This window comes from Providencia sp. PROV236 (assembly GCF_033676985.1).
GTDB lineage: Bacteria > Pseudomonadota > Gammaproteobacteria > Enterobacterales > Enterobacteriaceae > Providencia > Providencia manganoxydans.
Genome location: NZ_CP096297.1, coordinates 409,321 through 434,714, shown reverse-complemented (window position 1 = coordinate 434,714; position 25,394 = coordinate 409,321). Strand labels below are relative to the sequence as shown.

Below are 25,394 nucleotides of genomic sequence, written 5' to 3'. Positions count from 1 at the left end.
ACCCAAGTTAGTCGCCAAAAATCGCTATAATGAGGTCAGCAATCATGAGCAATTCTAGTCCGATAGAGAAATCTACTCTTGCCGTTCATCCTGAAATCATGCGTATTACGGAGCGAATTATTGAACGCTCAAAAAATACACGAATACACTATCTTAACAAAATTGAACAAGCTCGAAGCAGTACTGTGCATCGGGCCGAGCTAGCCTGCGGTAATCTTGCTCATGGATTTGCAGCTTGCCAACCTGAAGACAAAAAGATCCTTAAAAGCATGACACGCTCTGATATCGCAATTATTAACTCTTATAATGATATGCTGTCAGCACACCGTCCTTATGACAATTACCCCGAGCGCTTAAAACAAGCACTACTTGCAGCAGGTGCAATTGGCCAAGTGGCAGCAGGAGTCCCTGCCATGTGCGATGGCGTTACCCAAGGGCAAGATGGCATGGAGCTCTCTTTACTCAGTCGTGATGTCATTGCAATGTCTACAGCGATCGGGTTATCACACAATATGTTTGACGGCGCTTTATACCTTGGTATTTGCGATAAAATTGTTCCTGGCCTCCTGATGGGAGCCCTTTCCTTTGGTCATCTTCCTGCTATTTTTGTTCCCGCAGGCCCAATGGCAACAGGGTTACCTAATAAAGAAAAAGTCCGTATTCGCCAGCTCTATGTCGAAGGAAAAGTTGATCGAAATGCATTATTAGAAGCAGAAGCCGCCTCTTACCATGGTATTGGTACTTGTACCTTCTATGGTACCGCAAATTCGAATCAAATGGTGATGGAAGTCATGGGGCTTCATTTACCCGGCGCTTCCTTCATACAACCCGATTCTCCTTTGCGTGATGCATTAACTGATGCAGCGGCCCGCCAAATCACTCGTTTAACAGAGCAGTCAGGTAATTATTTGCCTATTGGGAAACTTGTCGACGAGAAAGTGATAGTAAATGGAATTATTGCATTACTCGCCACAGGGGGCTCAACAAACCTAACCATGCACCTTGTTGCTATTGCGCGGGCAGCAGGCATTATCATTAATTGGGATGATTTTTCAGAGCTATCAGCCATTATTCCACTAATTTGCCGTATCTATCCAAATGGGCAAGCCGATATAAACCAATTCCAAGCAGCAGGTGGTGTTGCGCTACTGATCCGCCAGCTATTATCTAAAGGTTTATTACATGAAGACGTACATACTGTTGCTGGTAATGGCCTCACGCGCTATACCATGGAACCATGGCTAAATAATGGCCTTTTAGAATGGCGCGAGGGGGCCAAAAATTCATTTGACCAACATGTGATCGCCGATATTAATCAGCCTTTCTCTCGGCATGGAGGCACTAAGGTTTTAGCGGGTAATTTAGGCAGAGCAGTAATGAAAACATCGGCCATACCTGAAGATAATCAACTGATCGAAGCACCGGCTGTTGTATTTAACAATCAGCACGATATTTTACCGATTTTTGAATCTGGAGCGTTAGATAAAGACTGTGTTATTGTCATTCGCTTTCAAGGCCCTTCAGCTAATGGCATGCCAGAGCTACATAAGCTCATGCCACCATTGGGTGTATTAATGGATAGAGGCTATAAAGTAGCACTTGTTACCGACGGTCGATTATCCGGAGCTTCTGGCAAAGTTCCCGCGGCGATCCATGTCACACCTGAAGCTTATAATAATGGGCTGCTAGCCAAAGTCCAAGATGGTGATCTGATCCGAGTGAACGGCTTAACGGGTGAATTAACGCTACTCGTTGATGAAAAAGAACTCGCTAACCGCCAAGCCTATCAACCTGATTTAAGTTCTGAGCATTCAGGCTGTGGGCGTGAATTATTTGGTGCTCTCAGAAGCAATTTTTCAGGTGCGGAAGAAGGCGCTTGTAGCATTAACTTTTAAGTTATTTCAATGAATTAGGTAAATATTATGCATAATTGGAAACTCGCTGCTGTAGATGTACTCAATGCCGGTCCTGTCGTTCCTGTTATTGTCATTCATAAACTTGAGCAAGCTGTTCCTCTCGCAAAAGCCTTAGTAAAAGGTGGCGTGAAAGTCCTTGAAGTGACATTAAGAACAGAGTGTGCCGTTGCAGCAATCCGTCTGATTGCCAATGAAGTGCCAGAAGCCATTGTCGGTGCAGGAACGGTTATCAATGCGCAACAACTTGCTGCTGTCACTGAAGCAGGAGCCCAGTTCGCTATCAGCCCAGGCCTTACTGAAGAGTTACTCAGTGCAGCAACCAAAGGCACTATTCCATTGATCCCTGGCGTTTCAACTGTCTCTGAATTAATGTTAGGGATGAATTACGGACTAACAGAATTTAAGTTCTTTCCAGCAGAAGCTAATGGTGGAGTTAAAGCTCTAAAAGCCATAGTAGGCCCCTTCCCACAAGTAAAATTCTGCCCTACAGGTGGTATCTCCCCAGCAAACTATCGTGATTATTTAGCGTTAAATAGTGTGCTATGTATTGGCGGCTCGTGGCTAGTCCCTGAAGATGCTTTAGAAGCAGGTGATTATCAACGTATCACCGAACTTGCAAAACAAGCTATTAGCGGTGCAAAACTCGCATAATTGCGATTCGATTTTCTGCTAATAATATGAAGCGGGAACCCCCGTTCCATCCCGCTTCACCAACAGTCTCAACCATAAATCATCCCGCATTATGTGCTGGTTATCATTTCTTGAGTATGATTAAAACGCAGCTCTTCATGGTATGCGTAAACATCTTCAATATGACCGTTTCGAATTCTTTCTTGTAATCCTTGCCAATATTGCGCTGTAAACAGATCCGCATGCTTCTGTTGTAGATAACTACGTATTTTAGGATCTTGACATAAAAATTGAGGAAACTCCTCTGGGAAAACATCATTTTCCCCCACACTATACCAAGGTTCGCTCGATAGCTCCTGCTCGGGATACATAGGTTCTGGAATTTGTCGAAAATTAACTTCGCTCATATAACAAATCTCATCGTAATCATAAAATATCACACGACCATGACGTGTTACCCCGAAGTTTTTAAATAACATATCACCAGGGAAAATATTTGCGGCAGCAAGTTGTTTTATTGCTTGGCCATACTCATCAATGATATGGCATAACTGAACTTCATTTGCATCATCCATATAAATATTCAGTGGCGTCATTTTTCGTTCCATATACAAATGACGAATAAGTATTTTGTCACCTAAATCTTCAATCAATGAAGGCGCTTCTTTTAATAATTCCTCCATTAATTCATCACTGATAAAACGCTTATCAATAATAAAGTTTTCAAACTCCTGTGTATCAGCCATACGACCGACTCGATCATGTTCCTTAACTATGCGATAGCACTCTTGTACACGCTCCCGAGTGACTTCTTTTTGTGGCGCAAATTTATCTTTAATTAACTTAAAAACACGATCAAACGAAGGGGAAGTGAATACTAACATCACCATGCCCTTTACCCCTGGAGCAATGGTAAATTGTTCACGAGAAAAATTAATAAAAGCCAGATATTCACGATAGTATTCGGTCTTGCCATGTTTTTGACAACCAATCGCCATATATAATTCAGCTATTGATTTACTTGGTAAAATATCCCGTAGCCAAAAAACTAAAGCAGCAGGAAATGGAGCATAAACCATGAAGTAAGAACGAGCAAAACCAAAAACAATACTCGCTTCATCAAATCCCGTTAAACAAGCATCCACGTAAATCTCATCCTGCACATTACGGTGAATGGGCAATAAAAATGGATGGATCTCATTATTAATAACTAACTTTCCAACTAACCAAGCGGCTTTATTACGATAAAATAGCTCATCAACAATATGTAATGATACAGTTTCATGAGTAATATTAGGAAATCGCTGCGTTAATACGTCAACAATAGATTGCACATCATCAGATAAACAGTGCCATTTTAACCGTAAAGGTAACGTACTCAGGATCCTTGTCAGCACCTCAGATAAACAAGTATTAACATGATATTCCTTAGTCAATCGTCTCGGTAATTCGCTGAAACGGCGCGCAGGCTGTGAAGTGAAAATAAATAGATTTTCCTGAGTTAATTCACGATGCTTAAATAAGCGGCAATAAACTGAATTAAAAAAGCTTTCTGCAATTTCGAAACGAGGATAGCCCGGTAGTAATTCGGTAAAAACATGTTTGATTTTTGATATTTTTTCAGGTGTTAATGATTGAGTTAATCCCATAAATTGCAGTTGAGCAACTACCAGCCCTACATGATGATCATAAAGCTTGATCCTTTGTTTCATCGCATCTTGGACTGCATGCCAATCTGCTCGTTCAAATCGCTCTTGTGCCTCTAAGGTAATTTCTAAGAAACGACCATATTGAGCATCGAAGCCCTGCAAGATAGTTTGTGAGATGATCTGCTCAATCGATAATGTCATAGCGGCTCCCGATAAAAAATGGCACTCGAAAGTGCCAATAAAATAAACAAATATCTATGAACAAAAGAAAAGCATACTTGGCTTAATTAGAACTGCTCTTCTTCCGTTGAGCCTGTTAGTGCCGTAACCGATGATGCTCCACCTTGGATCACTGTCGTGACTTTATCGAAGTAGCCTGTCCCGACTTCTTGCTGATGCGAAGAGAAAGTATAGCCTTGCTTAATTGCAGCAAACTCACGTTCTTGCACTTTCTCAACGTAATGCTTCATTCCTTCGCCTTGGGCATAAGCGTGTGCCAAATCAAACATGTTAAACCACATACTGTGAATACCCGCGAGTGTAATGAATTGGAAGCGATACCCCATTGCCGAAAGTTCATCTTGGAAACGGGCAATTGTTGCGTCATCCAAGTTTTTCTTCCAGTTAAATGAAGGAGAGCAATTATAAGCCAATAATTTACCTGGATATTGTTCATGAATAGCTTCGGCAAACTGTCGAGCCGCTTCTAAATCAGGCTTCGATGTTTCACACCATACTAAATCAGCATAAGGAGCGTATGCCAATCCACGACTGATTGCTTGCTCAATTCCCGCATTAGTTCTGAAAAAACCTTCATTAGTTCTTTCGCCCGTAATGAAGTCCGCATCATAAGGGTCACAATCAGATGTTAATAGATCTGCCGCGTCCGCATCCGTTCTCGCGATGAGGATCGTAGGCACCCCAGAAACATCAGCAGCTAAACGTGCAGCAACCAATTTTTGCACCGCTTCTTGTGTAGGAACCAGTACCTTCCCTCCCATATGACCACATTTTTTAACTGCGGCTAATTGATCTTCAAAGTGTACAGCGGCGGCACCCGCCTCAATCATGCCTTTCATCAATTCGAACGCATTGAGTACGCCACCAAACCCAGCTTCCGCATCAGCCACAATGGGCAAAAAGAAATCGATATACTCTTTGTTTTCAGGACCAATACCATTCGCCCACTGGATCTGATCTGCTCGACGAAAAGTATTATTAATCTTTTTCACCACTGATGGCACAGAATCAACAGGGTACAATGATTGATCAGGATACATACTTGATGCGGTATTCGCATCAGCAGCAACTTGCCAGCCTGAAAGATAGATCGCTTCAATACCTGCTTTCGCTTGCTGCAACGCTTGACCACCCGTTAATGCACCGAGTGCATTCACATAACCTTTCTTAGAATTGCCATGCAGTTGATCCCATAATCGCAGCGCACCTTTAGTCGCTAAAGTATGTTCAGGATTCACTGACCCACGCAGCTTCACCACTTCTTCAGCGCTATAAGGACGAGATATCCCTTTCCAACGTGCTTTTTTCCATTCATTTTCTAATTGGGTTATCTGCTCTGCGCGTGATATCGTCATGTTAATATTCCTTATAATGTAGGGTAATTCGGATGTTTTTATGTTCTATTAATCAATAAGTTGATAACCAGGAATGGTTAAAAATTCAATTAACTCATCTTGTGTAGTGATCCTTCGCATTAAATCCGCGGCTTCACGAAAACGCCCATTCTGGAAGCGTTGATCACCAAGCTCTTTTTGAATCACTTGCAGTTCCTCATCTAGCATTTCTTCAAAAAGTGCCTTAGTAACCTTTTCACCATTTGAAAGCGATTTACCATGACGTATCCACTGCCAAATAGAAGTACGAGAAATCTCAGCTGTTGCGGCATCTTCCATTAGCCCATAAATAGGGACACAACCATTACCTGAAATCCATGCTTCGATATACTGAACGGCCACTCGAATATTCGCTCGCATGCCTTCTTCAGTTCTTTCTCCTTCACAAGGCTGTAATAGCTCTTGAGCACTAATTTCTGGATCCGTTTCACGTAAAACATGCAGCTGATTTTTATGACTACCAAATGCTTGATTAAATACATTCATTACAGTATCAGCCAGCCCTGGGTGAGCTACCCATGAGCCATCATGACCATTACTCGCCTCAAGCTCTTTATCCGCCTTAACCTTAGCTAATATCGCTTTATTCTCTTCTTCATCTTTACTTGGAATAAACGCAGACATTCCCCCCATAGCAAAAGCGCCCCTACGATGACATGTTTTGATCAACAAGCGAGAGTATGCACTTAAGAATGATTGGGTCATCGTCACGACCTGCCGGTCAGGTAGAACCTTATCTGAATGCTCTTTTAACGTTTTAATATAACTAAAAATATAATCCCAACGGCCACAATTTAGTCCAACGATATGGTGGCGCATGTAATACAAAATCTCATCCATTTGAAAAACAGCCGGCAATGTTTCTATCAAAACGGTTGCTTTAATCGTTCCACGTGGTAGACCCATAGTATCTTCTGCGGTACTAAATACATCGCTCCACCACTTAGCTTCCTGCCAAGATTCAAGTTTAGGTATATAAAAATAAGGACCACTACCTTTCTCTAATAAGGTGGCGTAGTTGTGAAAAAAGTAGAGAGCAAAGTCAAATAATCCACCTGGGATAGGCTTGCCTTCAAATAGAACATGCTTCTCATCTAAATGCAGACCCCTTACTCGAGCAATTAAAACCGCAGGATCTGACTTGAGTTGGTAGACTTTACCGTTTTCATTGGTATACGAAATATCTCCTCGTATAGCATCACTTAAGTTTATTTGACCATCGATCAACTTATCCCAAGATGGAGAAAGCGAGTCTTCGAAATCGGCCATAAAAACTTTAACATTTGCATTAAGTGCATTTATCACCATTTTTCGTTCAACAGGCCCAGTGATCTCAACACGACGATCTTGTAAATCCTCAGGTATATTTTGAATCTTCCAATTGTCATTTTTAATGGAATGAGTTTCTGAAATAAAATCAGGAAGAATACCCGAATCAATTTTTTTCTGTCTGACTAGGCGCTCTTGTAATAGTGATTCTCTTTGAGCTGCGAACTTCTCTACTAATTCAGAAAGAAATACAATAGCTTCAGCTGTTAACACCCTGCTATCCTGCTGATTAAAGCTATTGATAAATGTTAAGGTCGATGTTGATAACTGCTGCTCCATAGGTCAATCCTCATTCTTATCTGCCGATAGAATTAAGATTAACTCAAAATAAAAATAAATCAAAAACGGTTTCCATTTTAATAAAAACTAACCATATATATTTGTTTTTAAAGAGATTTAATTACAAACAAATTATGACCACCAATTCCTTTTAAACCTAAAAAAATGTTAAATATACGTTAAATCAATGTGTTGTATAAGAAACAAATTTTGGTCAATTTATATTGAAAAACAAAAAAGCAGCCATTTTTAGGCTGCTTTTATGTCTATCCACTATAAAATATTAATTTTTATATCTATAAATACGTGACTTTCTGAATATTAAGTCCAAATAATATAAGCTTATTAGTTATTAATTTTTAATTTAATCTAATGTAGGTTGCATGTGAGAAAGATCGAATGGTGTGATCTGGTACACAAAATAATTTAACCAATTTGAAAAAAGTAAGTGGCCATGACTTCTCCAACTAATAATGGGAGGGTTTTCCGGATTATTGTCTTTAAAATAATTACATGGAATATTTGGTGAAATTCCTGCATTAACATCACGATAATATTCTTGTGCTAAAGTGTCACCATCATATTCAGGATGACCCGTTACAAATGCCAGCCGCTTATCTTTAGAAGCAAATAAATATGCGCCAGCTTCTTGAGAGCTCGCTAATATATCTAAATCAGTGTGCTTACGAATCAGCTCTTCTGGAAAATCAGCATAACGAGAGTGTGGTGCATAAAATGTAGCATCGAACCCTCTGGTTAATAGAGCAAAAGGTTCTAATGTTTCGTGCTGATAGATCCCTGATAGCTTCTCTTCACGTGTCCACTTTGGTAGATCATAAAGAACCTTAAGAGCAGCTTGTACAGCCCAACAAACAAATAACGTTGAAGTAACATGCTCTTTCGCCCAATGAATCACTTTTTCTATTTGCTGCCAATAAGCCACATCATTGAATTCAACCAATCCTAAAGGGGCACCTGTAACAATTAATCCGTCAAAGTTTTGCTGTTTGATATCTTCAAAATCACAATAAAACGTATTTAAATGTTCCGTTGGCGTATTTTTGGATTCACGTTGATCAATTCTCAAGAGTTGAATATCAACTTGTAACGGAGTATTAGATAACAAACGTAAAAATTGGTTTTCAGTCTCAATTTTTTTAGGCATCAAATTAAGTATCAATACTTTCAAGGGGCGGATCTCCTGCAAGCTTGCTCTCGTCGTTGTCATGACAAAAACATTCTCTTCTCGTAAGAAATTTACCGCTGGCAACTCATCTGGTAAACGAATTGGCATCATTCATCCCCTTTTATACATTTATACGTTTAGACTTCTAGAATGCTAAATAATCTAGCGAATGTTGTAACACTTGTCGAGTCTTTCAGGGCAAATTGAAATAATTTCAAGTAATTAGTAGAAAACTACCTATGTCCAAAAATATAACATAAACATAACCGATTGATTATAATCATATAATATGAATGGTTATTACTTTATATAATTCAAAGATTATTAGATTTTTTTCTTATATAGTATATGGGGGATAAAAGAGAAAAGAAGCCGCCGTTATAACTAATTAATAATAACCCTACGTTAGAATAGTATTAGACATCAAAAAATACGGCTTATAGCAGCGATCCAGAAGATATAGGATGGAGTTGGCATGACTTTGCTTATGATGTTGCCGGTGCCGTCGCGGGTTATAGTCTGTATAACACAATGAAATAGTTATCTCTTTATAGCTTTATCGCACTTTATCTCACCAAATCACTTCTCACAAAGCGCTAAAATATTTCTTCCCAAACGCAAAAAAGCCACCCATTGGGTGGCTTCTTCACTAATTTAATGTCTGGCAGTTCCCTACTCTCACATGGGGAGACCCCACACTACCATCGGCGCTACGGCGTTTCACTGCTGAGTTCGGCATGGGGTCAGGTGGGACCACCGCGCTATTGCCGCCAGACAAATTCTGTTTCGTTCCCGTTTGCAGTTATCTCAACGCAAACCAGAACCTCAATCTCAAACAAGCTGCGTGTCCCTCACCTTTCGGCTTCTCACTACGCAAAAACAACTCAATCTCTCTAAAACACCTTCGGTGTTGTCAGGTTAAGCCTCACGGTTCATTAGTACTGGTTAGCTCAACGTATCGCTACGCTTACACACCCAGCCTATCAACGTCTTAGTCTTAAACGTTCCTTTAGGACCCTTAAAGAGTCAGGGAAGACTCATCTCAAGGCAAGTTTCCCGCTTAGATGCTTTCAGCGGTTATCTCTTCCGCACTTAGCTACCGGGCAATGCCATTGGCATGACAACCCGAACACCAGTGGTGCGTCCACTCCGGTCCTCTCGTACTAGGAGCAGCCCCTTTCAATCTTCCAACGCCCACGGCAGATAGGGACCGAACTGTCTCACGACGTTCTAAACCCAGCTCGCGTACCACTTTAAATGGCGAACAGCCATACCCTTGGGACCTACTTCAGCCCCAGGATGTGATGAGCCGACATCGAGGTGCCAAACACCGCCGTCGATATGAACTCTTGGGCGGTATCAGCCTGTTATCCCCGGAGTACCTTTTATCCGTTGAGCGATGGCCCTTCCATTCAGAACCACCGGATCACTAAGACCTACTTTCGTACCTGCTCGAGCCGTCACTCTCGCAGTCAAGCTGGCTTATGCCTTTGCACTAACCGCATGATGTCCGACCATGCTTAGCCAACCTTCGTGCTCCTCCGTTACTCTTTGGGAGGAGACCGCCCCAGTCAAACTACCCACCAGACACTGTCCGCACCCCGGATTACGGGGCAACGTTAGAACATCAAACATTAAAGGGTGGTATTTCAAGGTTGGCTCCATGCAGACTGGCGTCCACACTTCAAAGCCTCCCACCTATCCTACACATCAAGGCTCAATGTTCAGTGTCAAGCTATAGTAAAGGTTCACGGGGTCTTTCCGTCTTGCCGCGGGTACACTGCATCTTCACAGCGAGTTCAATTTCACTGAGTCTCGGGTGGAGACAGCCTGGCCATCATTACGCCATTCGTGCAGGTCGGAACTTACCCGACAAGGAATTTCGCTACCTTAGGACCGTTATAGTTACGGCCGCCGTTTACTGGGGCTTCGATCAAGAGCTTCTCCTTACGGATAACCCCATCAATTAACCTTCCAGCACCGGGCAGGCGTCACACCGTATACGTCCACTTTCGTGTTTGCACAGTGCTGTGTTTTTAATAAACAGTTGCAGCCAGCTGGTATCTGCGACTGGCTTCAGCTCCATGGGTAAACCACTTCACCTAGCGCCAGCGTGCCTTCTCCCGAAGTTACGGCACCATTTTGCCTAGTTCCTTCACCCGAGTTCTCTCAAGCGCCTGAGTATTCTCTACCTGACCACCTGTGTCGGTTTGGGGTACGATTAATGATAATCTAGAGCTTAGAGGCTTTTCCTGGAAGCGGGGCATGAGCTACTTCATCACCGTAGTGACTCGTCATCAGACCTCAGCATGTAGTGAACCGGATTTGCCTAATTCACCTGCCTACATCCTTAAACCGGGACAACCGTCGCCCGGATAGCCTAGCCTTCTCCGTCCCCCCATCGCAATTATCACCAGTACAGGAATATTAACCTGTTTCCCATCGACTACGCATTTCTGCCTCGCCTTAGGGGTCGACTCACCCTGCCCCGATTAACGTTGGACAGGAACCCTTGGTCTTCCGGCGTGCGGGTTTTTCACCCGCATTATCGTTACTTATGTCAGCATTCGCACTTCTGATACCTCCAGCATGCCTCACAGCACACCTTCGCAGGCTTACAGAACGCTCCCCTACCCAACAACATCTAAATGTCGCTGCCGCAGCTTCGGTGCATGGTTTAGCCCCGTTACATCTTCCGCGCAGGCCGACTCGACCAGTGAGCTATTACGCTTTCTTTAAATGATGGCTGCTTCTAAGCCAACATCCTGGCTGTCTGAGCCTTCCCACTTCGTTTCCCACTTAACCATGACTTTGGGACCTTAGCTGGCGGTCTGGGTTGTTTCCCTCTTCACGACGAACGTTAGCACCCGCCGTGTGTCTCCCGTGATAACATTCTTCGGTATTCGTAGTTTGCATCGAGTTGGTAAGTCGGGATGACCCCCTAGTCGAAACAGTGCTCTACCCCCGAAGATGAGTTCACGAGGCGCTACCTAAATAGCTTTCGGGGAGAACCAGCTATCTCCCGGTTTGATTGGCCTTTCACCCCCAGCCACAAGTCATCCGCTAATTTTTCAACATTAGTCGGTTCGGTCCTCCAGTTAGTGTTACCCAACCTTCAACCTGCCCATGGCTAGATCACCGGGTTTCGGGTCTATACCCTGCAACTCATTCGCCCAGTTAAGACTCGGTTTCCCTACGGCTCCCCTATACGGTTAACCTTGCTACAGAATATAAGTCGCTGACCCATTATACAAAAGGTACGCAGTCACACCCGAAGGTGCTCCCACTGCTTGTACGTACACGGTTTCAGGTTCTATTTCACTCCCCTCGCCGGGGTTCTTTTCGCCTTTCCCTCACGGTACTGGTTCACTATCGGTCAATCAGGAGTATTTAGCCTTGGAGGATGGTCCCCCCATATTCAGACAGGATAACACGTGTCCCGCCCTACTCGTCGAGTTCACAACACCAACACCTTCGGATACGGGGCTATCACCCTTTACTGCCGGACTTTCCAGACCGTTCTCCTGATGCTGATGCTGATTAAGACTCTGGGCTGCTCCCCGTTCGCTCGCCGCTACTAGGGGAATCTCGGTTGATTTCTTTTCCTCGGGGTACTGAGATGTTTCAGTTCCCCCGGTTCGCTTCGTTTGACTATGTATTCATCAAACGATAGTGCAACGAATTGCACTGGGTTTCCCCATTCGGAAATCGTCGGGTATAACGGTTCATATCACCTTACCGACGCTTATCGCAGATTAGCACGTCCTTCATCGCCTCTGATTGCCTAGGCATCCACCGTGTACGCTTAGTCGCTTAACCTCACAACCCGAAGGTGTCTTTTTTGTCAGTCGACATGAAACCCGACGGTTTCTGTCTGTTGACGACATCTTCAAGTTGAGATTTTTGAGAGACTCTCACATTGTTTAAGCGATAAACAATGTGCGTTGTTTTCAATTTTCAGCTTGTTCCAGATTGTTAAAGAGCATAATTATTCGCAATAGACTATTTAATTAACTAATCTATTCTGAATAATTCAAAAGTATTATGGTGGAGCTAAGCGGGATCGAACCGCTGACCTCCTGCGTGCAAGGCAGGCGCTCTCCCAGCTGAGCTATAGCCCCATAACAGGTTTGACAGTATCATCGCCGTCTTTAATCGGTGTGATTAAAAACGAAATCGAATTAAGGCAAGGCGTAGCTTAGCGACGTTTACACTAGGTAAACGAGCTGAGATACAACGTAGCATTCATTCGATTTTGGTAGGCCTGAGTGGACTTGAACCACCGACCTCACCCTTATCAGGGGTGCGCTCTAACCACCTGAGCTACAAGCCTATATGATACCGTTGACTCTATTTCATCAGACAATCTGTGTGAGCACTTCACAAAAACACTTCAATGGTAAGGAGGTGATCCAACCGCAGGTTCCCCTACGGTTACCTTGTTACGACTTCACCCCAGTCATGAATCACAAAGTGGTAAGCGCCCTCCCGAAGGTTAAGCTACCTACTTCTTTTGCAACCCACTCCCATGGTGTGACGGGCGGTGTGTACAAGGCCCGGGAACGTATTCACCGTAGCATTCTGATCTACGATTACTAGCGATTCCGACTTCATGGAGTCGAGTTGCAGACTCCAATCCGGACTACGACGTACTTTATGAGTTCCGCTTGCTCTCGCGAGGTCGCTTCTCTTTGTATACGCCATTGTAGCACGTGTGTAGCCCTACTCGTAAGGGCCATGATGACTTGACGTCATCCCCACCTTCCTCCGGTTTATCACCGGCAGTCTCCTTTGAGTTCCCGACCGAATCGCTGGCAACAAAGGATAAGGGTTGCGCTCGTTGCGGGACTTAACCCAACATTTCACAACACGAGCTGACGACAGCCATGCAGCACCTGTCTCAGAGTTCCCGAAGGCACAAAGCATCTCTGCTAATTCTCTGGATGTCAAGAGTAGGTAAGGTTCTTCGCGTTGCATCGAATTAAACCACATGCTCCACCGCTTGTGCGGGCCCCCGTCAATTCATTTGAGTTTTAACCTTGCGGCCGTACTCCCCAGGCGGTCGATTTAACGCGTTAGCTCCGGAAGCCACGCCTCAAGGGCACAACCTCCAAATCGACATCGTTTACAGCGTGGACTACCAGGGTATCTAATCCTGTTTGCTCCCCACGCTTTCGCACCTGAGCGTCAGTCTTTGTCCAGGGGGCCGCCTTCGCCACCGGTATTCCTCCACATCTCTACGCATTTCACCGCTACACATGGAATTCTACCCCCCTCTACAAGACTCTAGCTGACCAGTCTTAGATGCCATTCCCAGGTTAAGCCCGGGGATTTCACATCTAACTTAATCAACCGCCTGCGTGCGCTTTACGCCCAGTAATTCCGATTAACGCTTGCACCCTCCGTATTACCGCGGCTGCTGGCACGGAGTTAGCCGGTGCTTCTTCTGTCGGTAACGTCAATCGCTGATGATATTAGCATCAACGCCTTCCTCCCGACTGAAAGTACTTTACAACCCTAGGGCCTTCTTCATACACGCGGCATGGCTGCATCAGGCTTGCGCCCATTGTGCAATATTCCCCACTGCTGCCTCCCGTAGGAGTCTGGGCCGTGTCTCAGTCCCAGTGTGGCTGATCATCCTCTCAGACCAGCTAGGGATCGTCGCCTAGGTGAGCCATTACCCCACCTACTAGCTAATCCCATATGGGTTCATCCGATAGCGCAAGGACCGAAGTTCCCCTGCTTTGCTCCTAAGAGATTATGCGGTATTAGCCACCGTTTCCAGTAGTTATCCCCCTCTATCGGGCAGATCCCCATACATTACTCACCCGTCCGCCGCTCGTCAGCGAGAAGCAAGCTTCTCCTGTTACCGCTCGACTTGCATGTGTTAGGCCTGCCGCCAGCGTTCAATCTGAGCCATGATCAAACTCTTCAATTAAAAGTAGTCTGATGCTCAAAGAATGTCTTACTGACCGTAACGTTCTTTTGTTCGGCTAACTTTGTCAGCTGCACATTGCCTCACCTTGCCGTACCTAAGTACTGTCTCGGCTCATCGCTGCTTGCTTTCGCGTTACCCTTCCAAAATAAGCGTTACTACCTTATTTCATATATATGAATTAACGTGTTAGTCACTCTTCAAAACTTTAAAATCAAATATTTTTTTGATAGTGTCTTGTGAGTGCCCACACAGATTGTCTGATAAATTGTTAAAGAGCGTTGCGACTTTATCTTTCGATATTAACCGTTTAGGTTGTTGTCGCGAGGTGTCGTATACTACGTTTTTCTATCAGAAAGTCAAGTGATTATTTTTAACTTTTTCTTTCTTTTTCACCTCAACTGTCATCGGGGTTATTTTTCAAACCTCACCACCGGAGCGGCTTGCCGTGTCAGTGGATGCGCATTATAGGGAGTCAGAAAATTCTGGCAACCCCTTTTTTGCATTTTTTTATTCAACTGCTGCATTACACAGCAAAAGCGGTGTTTATACAGAGTTATACACAAAGTTATCCACGACAATAAAAATAATTGAAATATATCGCGCATTACGCAAACGTTTGCGTTACAATTAGCCTGAAAATTCATCGTTGATTTTCTTTTTATGGTCTGAAATTGTAGTGGCTTCTTCTATATCTATAACCATGTCGATGTAATCACACAGCAGCAATAGTAAATAGGTATATAAGAAAAGCCTTTATTCTTTAAACTCACTGTTACGGTTTTATTGCTTTCAATATCCAAGGGATCTATCTCATGCAACAGCTTCGTCCAATTCGTCGTGCCCTGCTAAGTGTTTCTGATAAAACAGGTGTTGTTGAATTCGCTAAGGCGCTTTCTCAACGAGGTGTTGAACTGCTCTCTACGGGTGGAACTGCAAAACTGCTCGCCGAATCAGGTTTAAAAGTCACTGAAGTTTCAGACTATACAGGTTTCCCTGAAATGATGGATGGCCGCGTCAAAACACTGCATCCTAAAGTGCATGGTGGGATCTTAGGTCGCCGTGGTACCGATGATGAGATCATGCAACAACATGACATCCAGCCCATTGATATGGTCGTCGTTAACTTATATCCATTTGCACAAACTGTCGCAAAACCTAGCTGTACATTAGAAGATGCCGTTGAGAATATCGATATTGGTGGGCCAACAATGGTTCGCTCTGCGGCAAAAAACCATAAAGATGTTGCCATTGTGGTTAATAGCAATGACTATGAAAAAATTATTGAAGAGCTCGATAATCATAATAATTCATTAAATTGGTCTACACGTTTTGACTTTGCGATTAAAGCGTTTGAGCATACGGCAGCGTATGACAGCATGATTGCCAACTATTTCGGCGAGTTGGTTGCACCATACTATGGCGACACCACTCAACCATCTGGCCGTTTCCCACGTACCTTGAATTTAAACTTTATTAAAAAACAAGATATGCGTTACGGTGAAAATAGCCATCAAGATGCCGCATTCTATATAGAAGAAGATCCAAAAGAAGCGTCTATCGCTACTGCTACACAAATTCAGGGCAAAGCTTTATCTTATAATAATATCGCTGATACCGATGCTGCCTTAGAGTGTGTTAAATCCTTTGAAGAGCCAGCTTGTGTGATCGTAAAACATGCTAATCCGTGTGGGGTCGCTATTGGCAATAATCTTCATGCAGCTTATGACCGTGCATTTAAAACAGATCCAACTTCTGCATTTGGAGGCATCATTGCATTTAACCGTATGCTTGATAAAGCAACCGCAGAAGCCATCATCGAACGCCAGTTTGTTGAAGTGATCATCGCTCCAACAGTAGCGACTGACGCACTTTCTGTATTAGCCACTAAGCAAAATGTCCGTGTCCTCACTTGTGGTGAGTGGGATAAGCCTGTTGCAGGCCTAGATTTTAAGCGTGTTAATGGTGGTTTATTAGTACAAGATCGTGATTTAGGTATGGTCGAACAAGACAATCTCCGCGTTGTCACTAAGCGCCAGCCTACTGAGCGTGAATTTAAAGATGCCTTGTTCTGCTGGAAAGTGGCTAAGTTCGTTAAATCGAATGCAATTGTTTATGCCAAAAATGATATGACTATTGGTATCGGTGCAGGGCAGATGAGTCGCGTATACTCTGCGAAAATCGCAGGTATCAAGGCTGCTGATGAAGGTTTAGAAGTTGCTGGTTGTGCGATGGCATCAGATGCATTTTTCCCATTCCGTGATGGTATTGATGCAGCGGCTGCTGTCGGCGTCACTTGTGTTATCCAGCCTGGTGGGTCAATTCGTGATAATGAAGTAATTGATGCCGCTAATGAGCATGGTATCGCGATGATTTTCACTAATATGCGTCATTTCCGCCATTAATAATCTGGAGTTTAAGTATGAATATTTTAATTATTGGTGGCGGTGGCCGTGAACACGCTCTAGCATGGAAAGCGGCTCAATCACCACTTGCAGATAAAGTTTATGTTGCTCCCGGTAATGCAGGAACAGCATTAGAATCCGCACTTGAGAATGTTGATATTGCGGCAACTGACATTGATGGCTTACTGCAATTTGCAAAAGATAAGCAGATTGGTTTAACCATCGTCGGTCCTGAAGCGCCATTAGTGATTGGTATTGTTGATGCATTCCAGAGCGCTGGATTAACTATTTTTGGCCCAACACAGGGCGCGGCTCAGCTAGAAGGATCTAAAGCATTCACCAAAGACTTTTTAGCTCGCCATAAAATACCAACTGCCGATTACCAAAACTTCACGGAAGTTGAACCTGCGCTCGCTTATTTAGATAAGGTCGGCGCACCAATCGTAATCAAAGCTGATGGCCTAGCTGCGGGTAAAGGTGTCATCGTTGCAATGACACTAGCTGAAGCCAAAGATGCCGTAAAAGATATGCTTGCAGGCAATGCATTTGGCGATGCAGGTCATCGTATCGTTATTGAAGAATTTCTGGATGGCGAAGAGGCAAGTTTTATTGTGATGGTGGATGGTGAGAATGTCATTCCAATGGCAACCAGCCAAGATCATAAGCGTGTAGGTGACGGTGATACAGGCCTAAACACCGGAGGTATGGGGGCATATTCACCCGCTCCTGTTGTGACAGATGAGATCCACCAACGCGTTATGGAACAAGTTATCTATCCCACTGTTAAAGGGATGGATGCAGAAGGTCATCGTTATCAAGGTTTTCTCTATGCAGGCCTAATGATTGACAAAGCAGGCAATCCAAAAGTTATCGAATTTAATTGTCGTTTTGGTGATCCTGAAACTCAGCCAATTATGATGCGCCTACAATCTGATCTCGTTGAATTATGTCTTGCTGGAGCAAAAGGTGAGCTAGCAGGTAAAGATTCATCATGGGATGAGCGCCCTGCATTAGGTATTGTTATTGCCGCGGGTGGTTACCCTGGCGACTATCATAACGGTGATGTGATCCATGGCTTACCAACAAAAGACGCTGCTGATAGTAAAGTGTTCCATGCAGGTACAAAGCTAAAAGAGGGTGAAGTGACGACAGCCGGCGGTCGTGTGCTGTGTGTCACAGCCCTCGGTAATGATATTGCTCAAGCACAGCAAAAAGCCTACCAAGCGGCAGAAAATATCCATTGGGATGGCAGTTTTTACCGTAAAGACATTGGTTACCGCGCCATTGCACGTTTGAAGTAGCGATCACAAAAAGCTAAGCACACTAAGCTGATAAAAAGGTTTCAACAAAACCGCTTTATCAGCTTTTTTATTGCATTTTTCTGTTAGGTTTTGTTTTTTACTAACAGGCAAAAGCTCCAAGTATTTCGTAGCCTAACTAGGCGGCAAAGTAACTTATCCCTAGGAGCATAGATAACTATGTGACTAAGGTGAGTTGTTGAAGCCAACAACGTTAGGATGCGAAAGACGACGAGCGGTGAGGTTATAACGAATCTTTACTCGGTTGCCAGCGGCAAAAATCCGTATCCGCTACCATTAAAAGCTGATTACCTTCTGGGGCCTCCAGCCAAGCAATATTCAATTGCTTATGCCAAACCTTAGCTCGGCTTTCCAGCCAGTTCTGTGCATAAGGTTCAAACTCAACTTTCTTAATATCACCATCACAAGTCACGACTTGATTTTGTGACCAGCGGCCTTGATAAAGTTGAACCCCACCAACGACTAACGCGGTATTAATATCGAGAATGCGTTTAGCTTCGAATTGCCAACGGATAATTTCATCTTGTGAAAGTGCGGTTTTTTGCTCTTTTTCGACTCGCTGCATAAAAATGACATTCTCATTCTTATCAAATCGCAACTGTTCCATAATTTGTTGCTGGCCTGCATTTAGAATTTGGCTACGAATTTGCCAGAGCTGGCCTGAGCGATATTCAAAGAAATTGACTGAAGTATCTGTGCCTTTATAAGGGCTATACACGACCATCAGTACTTGGGGGTTGTCTTTTGCGTCATTAAGACGCCACATGCGGATCACGCCATCATCGGCAATAAATCCACTAGCACTAAATTCAGGAAATTGGGAACGAGAGGAACAGGCGCTGAGCATTGAGAGAACTCCCAATACCAGCAGCCCTTTTCGCATGAACAAAAGGGGTCTTCTAATACCCCTCTTGGTGATCATTGCTTGCAACTTTATTATTTTACTGCTTCTTTCAGTGCTTTACCGGCAGAGAAAGCTGGAACGTTAGTTGCTGGGATAGTGATTTCTTCGCGAGTTTGCGGGTTACGACCGGTACGCTCTGCACGGTGGCTGACTTTGAAAGTACCGAAACCGACCAGTTGTACTTGCTCGCCTTTTTTCAGCGTTTCTGAAATAGCATTCAGAGTTGATTCTAATGCTGCTTTAGCCTGTACTTTAGTCAGGTCTGCTGATTCTGCGATAGCATCAACTAATTCAGTCTTGTTCATAAATTATCCTTACACAGTGTGTTTATCGTTTGCTAAGCATCGAGTGCGTCGGATATGCCAAATTGACACCCCTGATACACGCCCCGATAGCCACTTCTCTTCTCGCCCCTAAATGTAGACCAGTCTAGGGGCAAATGTGAAGTCTTAGTCATCAGCATTACTGTGCTAAGTCACGTTTTGATCATTGAAAACGTCAATTTAGCCTATTGTAATGCCAATATTGCTCACCCCCGCTTCACGGAGGTCAGATTTTAATCCTTTAATTAACTCTAAGTCTCGCTCTTCACAGGCTGCCAGTAAACGGAAAATTTCCCACTGGATATCCCATTCTTCCTCGATAGAGGATAATTCTTTAAGTTCTTCTTCTGACATTTCCTTACCGGCTTGCGTCATTTCGAGCATGGCCACGGTACGAATTGATGCTTCACTAACTGCAATTGCATGACTAAGGGTTTCACCGCTCAGTTTTGAGTGAATGACTTCACCTAAAGCAATACAAGCATCAATAGCAGGATAAACGCCATAAATATCGAAATCATCTGCTGAAGGAATAATTTCTTCCAATTTCTCTAACTGGCTGTCGAAATTAACTTTGCTATCTTTTATGACTAACGTTTCCCACACCAGATCAAGAATCGATCGAAACGCCTTCGCATCAGCAAAACCACTTTGCTGACAAAACATTTGATAGTTGGGATACATTCTTTCGCACAAACACGCCATAAAAGTGACATGTTGCCAGCTTTCTAATTTTTCCAACCTCAAATGAATGGGATTTCTCAACATAATTTCAGACTCATCAATCTCAATACCTCGCAGTTTACCTGAAAAACTGCCAATGCCACATATTTTGCTGATAATTAGCTGTATTTCTCATTCATTCGCTCAAAAAGTAGTCTGTTTGAGGCTATTCCATCAGCAAATCGTGTTGGCTCAGGTAGTCGATAACCTCGCAAACAGCGTTCGACCCATTTGAGGGATGAGTAAATACTCACTTTATGACCCGGTGAAATGAACAAAGGATTACAACGTTTTTTACTTTTTAGTACCCATCCCAATTGTTCATCGCAATGAGTCAATGGCTGAAAACTGCCTTTTTCTTCATCAACAGGCGCGTACTCACCATACAATCGGCTTTTTGCCACCCCAATTGTTGGAATATTTGCCTGCAAACCAAAATGACAAGCCACACCAAAACGCCGAGGATGAGCGATGCCTTGACCATCCACTAATACAATATCGGGTTTCTGTTGCAATTGTTGCCAAGCGGCCATCAATCCTGGGACTTCACGAAAAGATAACAATCCCGGTATATAGGGTAATGTTGTTGGCACTCGTGCTATTTGATACTCCACCAGCTGTAGGTCAGGCCATGACAATACAGCGATCACGGCTCGCGTTATCGCTCCTTGTTGTTCAAACCCAACGTCTGCACCACCAATAAAAGCAGGCTGGATATCACTATCATCTAGAATAATAAGCTGTGCTTTATCGGCTTGCTGTTGCCGTAATCTTTGAGTATCTATAACCATAGCAAATACAACGCGTAATATGTTTAAAGATTAATGATAGAAGATAACAGCGCACTTACAAGAAACATAGGAACTGCTGACCTTTCTCGTTGTAAAAACCAACAGCTCCTAATACACCGTTATAAAAACCGATCAATTATTGATGGTATTGGCGAGAAAACCGGTGTACTGCATCAACGAATGTACCTGCATGCTCAGGTGGAACATCTTGATGAATACCATGACCTAAATTAAAGACGTGCCCGTTGCCGTGGCCAAAGCCAGCCAATATATTTTGCACTTCCTCTTCAATGCGTGCTGGCGGTGCATATAACATAGATGGATCCATATTGCCCTGTAGAGCAACTTTATCCCCGACTCTACGACGCGCATCAGCAATTTCAGTTGTCCAATCAAGTCCTAATGCATCACACCCCGTTGCAGCCATTTCTTCTAACCACTGACCGCCACCTTTAGTAAACAAAGTTACAGGCACGCGGCGCCCCTCGTTTTCACGTACTAAACCATTGATGATTTTATGCATATAGTTAAGAGAGAACTGGAGGTAATCACGCTTAGTGAGCACGCCGCCCCAAGTATCAAAAATCATCACGGACTGTGCACCCGCACGTATTTGTGCATTTAAGTATAAGATCACACTATCAGCGAGTTTATCGAGTAGAAGATGCAGTGCATTCGGGTCTTCATACATCATTTTTTTAATTTTAGTGAAGGCCTTACTGCTTCCCCCTTCAACCATATAAGTGGCCAATGTCCATGGGCTACCTGAAAAACCAATCAAAGGAACATCACCATTGAGCGCTTTACGGATGGCTCTCACTGCATTCATAACATATCCCAGCTCCATTTCAGGGTCAGGAACAGGAAGGTTTTCGATATCAGCAAAACGGGTTATTGGTTTTTCAAAACGAGGGCCTTCACCAGTTTCGAAATATAGCCCTAGCCCCATCGCATCAGGGATAGTTAAAATGTCTGAAAACAAAATAGCAGCGTCTAATGGAAAGCGGCGTAATGGCTGAAGTGTCACTTCACATGCAAGCTCAGTATTTTTGCACAGAGCAATAAAATCACCAGCCTGAGCACGAGTTGCTTTGTACTCTGGTAGATAACGCCCTGCTTGACGCATCATCCATACAGGGGTGGTATCTACTGGTTGGCGCAACAGGGCACGTAGATAGCGGTCATTTTTCAACTCAGTCATTATTTACTCCATTATAATCAGTGGCCGCCGCAAATGGCTAAGAGCGGCTATTGTAGCATGATAGGCATAACAATATCAGCGCCTAAGCAAATTGGTATATCAATAGTCCTCTTGGCGACATAATGCCACTGTATCCTCAATTAAACGTCTCGCTATCGTGTCACCGGGTGGGATCTTGGGAAGATCATTGTAGTGATACCACGCAGCATTTAATAACTCCTTGGGATCGACATTGATTTCACCGCTTTCATAGTCAGCTAAAAAACCCATCATTAACGAATGGGGGAAAGGCCAAGGCTGGGAAGAGACATAGCGAATATTATTAATTTTAATACTGCTTTCTTCCATGACTTCGCGTGCAACCGCTTCTTCTAGCGTTTCACCGACCTCAACAAAGCCCGCCAATACGGTAAAAAGTGGATTTTGCGTATGACGACGATGTTGTGCCAATAAGATATGATCACCACGGCGAATAGCGACAATAATACAAGGGGCGATTTGGGGGTAATAACGCTCATGGCAATGATCACAAAGGCATGCCCACTCGGATGTACTATGACGCATCGCGGTACCACAATAGCCACAATAGCGGTGAGAACGATAAAACTCGGCGAGTTGAACGCCTCTCCCTGCTAAGCGAAATAAACCTTCATCCTGCGAAGTGACTAAGCGAGGTGAAGCCATATCCGTTGGCATTTTTTCAGCAATCAACCAAACTGTTTCCCCTTGCCATTCACCGATAGGCGTCGCTATCTTACCTGATAAAGACCAATGACTGGCGGTTCCTCTCGGGACATCACCTTGCGGCAACCACAAGCGCCCAGCGAAACAAACAAACCACCAACCTGTTTCTGTTCCAGTTAATGTTATTTTTTGCATTTTTTACATCGTATATTGATTTAAATGATTTTATCTCTATATAAGATACGCTTTTTTTACCTGATGTAATCTAGTCATTTTACTTAATCACTTTTCATGATCCTTTTTGACATTTTTTAGACAGTTTCTTCGCAGTATCTACACCCTAAATAATTCGAGGGGCCGCTAGGCAACAAGCAAACGAGATTCTAGGAGCATAGAAACGATGTGACTTGCGCGAGTGAGCGCAGTTCAACAACGCGGCAACTAAAAGTATAACGAGTATAAAAAGCGTCACAAAACCGTCAACTCACTGTCATGTTGGATAACTAGCATGCTAACTAACCAATACGACTCCTCTATAGTGAGAGACAACATGAAAGCTATCGTACCTGCGGTTTTGATTTCGTTAACTACTTCAAGTCTTGCCTTAGCAGCAGATACCGATTTAACTTCACTGATCGATGCAGCGAAAAAAGAAGGTCAAGTATACAGCGTTGGCATGCCAGATACATGGGCTAACTGGAAAGGGACTTGGCAAGATCTTGAAAAAAACTATGGATTAAAGCATCAAGATACGGATATGAGCTCTGCTCAAGAAATTGCTAAGTTTGCCGCAGAAAAAAATAACGCAACAGCTGATATTGGCGATGTGGGAGCCTCATTTGGCCCAGTAGCTGTACTAAAAGGTGTAACTCAGCCCTATAAACCCACCACATGGTCACAAATTCCTGACTGGGCAAAAGATAAAGAAGGCCATTGGGCACTTGCTTATACCGGTACCATCGCTTTCATGATTAATAATGAATTAGTCAAAGATGCGCCCAAAAGTTGGGACGACTTACTCAAAGGAAAATATAAAGTGACCGTTGGTGATGTCGGTATTGCTGCTCAAGCTAATAATGCGGTATTAGCCGCAGCATTTGCACGCGGCGGTAATGAAAATAATCTACAACCGGCAATCGCATTTTTTGCTGAGTTAGCGAAACAAAAACGTCTTTCTGTTAATGACCCAACTGTGGCCAATATTGAAAAAGGCGAAGTTGAGGTTGGCATTCTTTGGGACTTCAACGCATTAAATTACCGCGATCAAATCAATCGTGACCGCTTTACTGTCATCATTCCTTCTGACGGTTCAGTCATTTCTGGTTACACCACCATTATTAATAAATATGCCAAAAACCCAAACGCGGCAAAATTGGCTCGTGAATTTATCTTTAGTGATAAGGGACAAATCAATTTAGCAGAAGGTTACGCACGCCCGATTCGAGCGGAACACCTAACGCTTCCTGAAGATATTAAAGCCAAACTACTACCTGATGAGCAATATAAAAATGTTCATCCAATTAAAGATGGCGATGGCTGGGAAAAATCCTCTCGCACGTTACCAAAAATGTGGCAACAACAGGTGCTAATCCACCAGCAATAATACATATTCAGGAATTTATTGTCTCATGTCTGATAAAGTCATACTTGTTGTTCTAGACGGCCTGAGCTATCAAGTAGCCCATCATTGCATGGGCTATCTTAATGGCCTTATCGAAGCTGATCGCGCAACATTATATAAAATGGAGTGCGAGCTTCCCTCCATGTCACGCCCATTGTATGAGTGTATCTTAACGGGTATTGCCCCCGTCAATAGCGGTATTGTTAATAATGAGATTGTTCGACTTTCTCACTTTGACAGTATTTTTTCGTTAGCACAAAAAGCAGGAAAGACCACGGCTGCCGCCGCCTACTACTGGGTTAGCGAGCTGTACAATCGATCTCCTTTCGTTGCTACGCGGGATCGTTTTACCAACGATAAGCAACTCGCCATTCAACACGGTTGCTTTTACCAAGCTGATCATTATCCAGATGACCACTTATTTATTGATGCTGAATACCTTCGTACTCAATATCTACCTGACTTTTTACTCATCCACCCGATGAATATTGATGATACAGGCCATAAATTTGGGCTGGATTCGTCACAATACCGTAATAGTGCACGTAAAGCAGATATTATTTTAGCTAATTACTTACCTTCATGGATTGAACAAGGCTATCAGATCATCATCACCAGTGATCATGGAATGAATAATGACCATAGTCACGGTGGTACCCTCCCTGAAGAACGTTCCGTTCCATTGTTTGTTATTGGCGAACGCTTTTCACACCAAGCAGCATGTCGTGTAGAACAAACTGCGCTTTGTGGAACCGTTTGTGCCCTGCTCGGTGTTGACTATGTAGATAAAAATATCTGTAACGAGCTATTGGCAGGAGACAAATAATGGCTGACATCAGTACTCGCTACCAGCAAGCAAGCCATC

General features: G+C 43.6%; 16 protein-coding genes, 2 tRNA genes and 3 rRNA genes. 6 read left to right on the top strand and 15 right to left on the bottom strand.

What is annotated here, in order from left to right; translation table 11 throughout:
* Window positions 1-44: 44 nt before the first annotated feature.
* Window positions 45-1,895: a phosphogluconate dehydratase gene (edd, locus tag M1E96_RS01835; RefSeq protein ID WP_272581347.1), complete on the top strand. Its 1,851-nt coding sequence runs from the start codon at window positions 45-47 to the stop codon at window positions 1,893-1,895.
* A 27-nt stretch (window positions 1,896-1,922) separates the two neighbouring features.
* Complete coding sequence (locus M1E96_RS01830) at window positions 1,923-2,567, top strand: bifunctional 4-hydroxy-2-oxoglutarate aldolase/2-dehydro-3-deoxy-phosphogluconate aldolase (protein ID WP_140178754.1); 645 nt, start codon at window positions 1,923-1,925, stop codon at window positions 2,565-2,567.
* A gap of 89 nt (window positions 2,568-2,656) precedes the next feature.
* Here the strand turns inward: M1E96_RS01830 and aceK are convergent, their stop codons facing one another.
* The 9 genes from aceK to M1E96_RS01785 all read right to left on the bottom strand — a co-directional run bounded on the left by aceK (window position 2,657) and on the right by M1E96_RS01785 (window position 14,561).
* The gene (aceK, locus tag M1E96_RS01825) at window positions 2,657-4,396 is read right to left on the bottom strand and encodes a bifunctional isocitrate dehydrogenase kinase/phosphatase (protein WP_319069178.1); all 1,740 of its coding nucleotides are present in this window, start codon (window positions 4,394-4,396) and stop codon (window positions 2,657-2,659) included.
* A gap of 86 nt (window positions 4,397-4,482) precedes the next feature.
* Window positions 4,483-5,790 carry an isocitrate lyase gene (aceA, locus tag M1E96_RS01820; RefSeq protein ID WP_070925811.1) on the bottom strand — a complete coding sequence of 436 codons (1,308 nt, stop codon included), beginning with the start codon at window positions 5,788-5,790 and terminating at the stop codon, window positions 4,483-4,485.
* A 48-nt stretch (window positions 5,791-5,838) separates the two neighbouring features.
* Window positions 5,839-7,437 carry a malate synthase A gene (gene aceB, locus M1E96_RS01815; protein WP_272581350.1) on the bottom strand — a complete coding sequence of 533 codons (1,599 nt, stop codon included), beginning with the start codon at window positions 7,435-7,437 and terminating at the stop codon, window positions 5,839-5,841.
* 364 nt (window positions 7,438-7,801) lie between these two features.
* Window positions 7,802-8,731 carry a homoserine O-succinyltransferase gene (gene metA / locus M1E96_RS01810; RefSeq protein ID WP_070925815.1) on the bottom strand — a complete coding sequence of 310 codons (930 nt, stop codon included), beginning with the start codon at window positions 8,729-8,731 and terminating at the stop codon, window positions 7,802-7,804.
* 551 nt (window positions 8,732-9,282) lie between these two features.
* Window positions 9,283-9,398, bottom strand: a 5S ribosomal RNA gene (gene rrf / locus M1E96_RS01805).
* A gap of 139 nt (window positions 9,399-9,537) precedes the next feature.
* Window positions 9,538-12,442 (bottom strand): 23S ribosomal RNA (locus tag M1E96_RS01800).
* A 226-nt stretch (window positions 12,443-12,668) separates the two neighbouring features.
* A tRNA-Ala gene (locus M1E96_RS01795) sits at window positions 12,669-12,744 on the bottom strand.
* A 135-nt stretch (window positions 12,745-12,879) separates the two neighbouring features.
* Window positions 12,880-12,956, bottom strand: a tRNA-Ile gene (locus M1E96_RS01790).
* Between the two features lie 67 nt (window positions 12,957-13,023).
* Window positions 13,024-14,561: ribosomal RNA gene (locus M1E96_RS01785) — 16S ribosomal RNA — on the bottom strand.
* Together the 16S, 23S and 5S rRNA genes with 2 tRNA genes alongside form the textbook arrangement of a ribosomal RNA operon.
* Window positions 14,562-15,373: 812 nt before the next feature.
* On the opposite strand from M1E96_RS01785, the gene purH reads away from it, so the two are divergent.
* Window positions 15,374-16,963 (top strand): bifunctional phosphoribosylaminoimidazolecarboxamide formyltransferase/IMP cyclohydrolase, encoded by a 1,590-nt coding sequence (purH, locus tag M1E96_RS01780; protein ID WP_337979752.1) that lies wholly within the window; start codon window positions 15,374-15,376, stop codon window positions 16,961-16,963.
* 17 nt (window positions 16,964-16,980) lie between these two features.
* Window positions 16,981-18,264: a phosphoribosylamine--glycine ligase gene (gene purD, locus M1E96_RS01775; protein WP_140182952.1), complete on the top strand. Its 1,284-nt coding sequence runs from the start codon at window positions 16,981-16,983 to the stop codon at window positions 18,262-18,264.
* Window positions 18,265-18,505: 241 nt separating this feature from the next.
* On the opposite strand, the gene M1E96_RS01770 is transcribed toward purD, so the two are convergent.
* From M1E96_RS01770 to nudC, 6 genes are all read right to left on the bottom strand, one after another.
* Window positions 18,506-19,129: a DUF1481 domain-containing protein gene (locus M1E96_RS01770; protein WP_319069158.1), complete on the bottom strand. Its 624-nt coding sequence runs from the start codon at window positions 19,127-19,129 to the stop codon at window positions 18,506-18,508.
* Window positions 19,130-19,218: 89 nt separating this feature from the next.
* Window positions 19,219-19,491 (bottom strand): HU family DNA-binding protein, encoded by a 273-nt coding sequence (locus M1E96_RS01765; protein WP_004924821.1) that lies wholly within the window; start codon window positions 19,489-19,491, stop codon window positions 19,219-19,221.
* 198 nt (window positions 19,492-19,689) lie between these two features.
* Entirely contained in the window at window positions 19,690-20,277 is a 588-nt protein-coding gene (locus M1E96_RS01760) for a YjaG family protein (RefSeq protein WP_272581321.1), read from the bottom strand.
* Between the two features lie 74 nt (window positions 20,278-20,351).
* A complete protein-coding gene (nfi, locus tag M1E96_RS01755; RefSeq protein ID WP_272581322.1) occupies window positions 20,352-21,023 on the bottom strand; it encodes a deoxyribonuclease V in 672 nt (223 codons plus the stop codon).
* Between the two features lie 136 nt (window positions 21,024-21,159).
* Window positions 21,160-22,224 (bottom strand): uroporphyrinogen decarboxylase, encoded by a 1,065-nt coding sequence (hemE, locus tag M1E96_RS01750; RefSeq protein WP_070928519.1) that lies wholly within the window; start codon window positions 22,222-22,224, stop codon window positions 21,160-21,162.
* A gap of 99 nt (window positions 22,225-22,323) precedes the next feature.
* Window positions 22,324-23,103 (bottom strand): NAD(+) diphosphatase, encoded by a 780-nt coding sequence (gene nudC / locus M1E96_RS01745; RefSeq protein WP_070928517.1) that lies wholly within the window; start codon window positions 23,101-23,103, stop codon window positions 22,324-22,326.
* A gap of 355 nt (window positions 23,104-23,458) precedes the next feature.
* Here nudC and M1E96_RS01740 point away from each other — a divergent pair, with 355 nt between their 5' ends.
* Together M1E96_RS01740 and M1E96_RS01735 are read left to right on the top strand one after the other, a co-directional pair.
* Complete coding sequence (locus M1E96_RS01740; protein ID WP_070928515.1) at window positions 23,459-24,511, top strand: ABC transporter substrate-binding protein; 1,053 nt, start codon at window positions 23,459-23,461, stop codon at window positions 24,509-24,511.
* 25 nt (window positions 24,512-24,536) lie between these two features.
* The gene (locus tag M1E96_RS01735) at window positions 24,537-25,355 is read left to right on the top strand and encodes an alkaline phosphatase family protein (protein ID WP_272581324.1); all 819 of its coding nucleotides are present in this window, start codon (window positions 24,537-24,539) and stop codon (window positions 25,353-25,355) included.
* The last annotated feature ends 39 nt before the right edge of the window (window positions 25,356-25,394 follow it).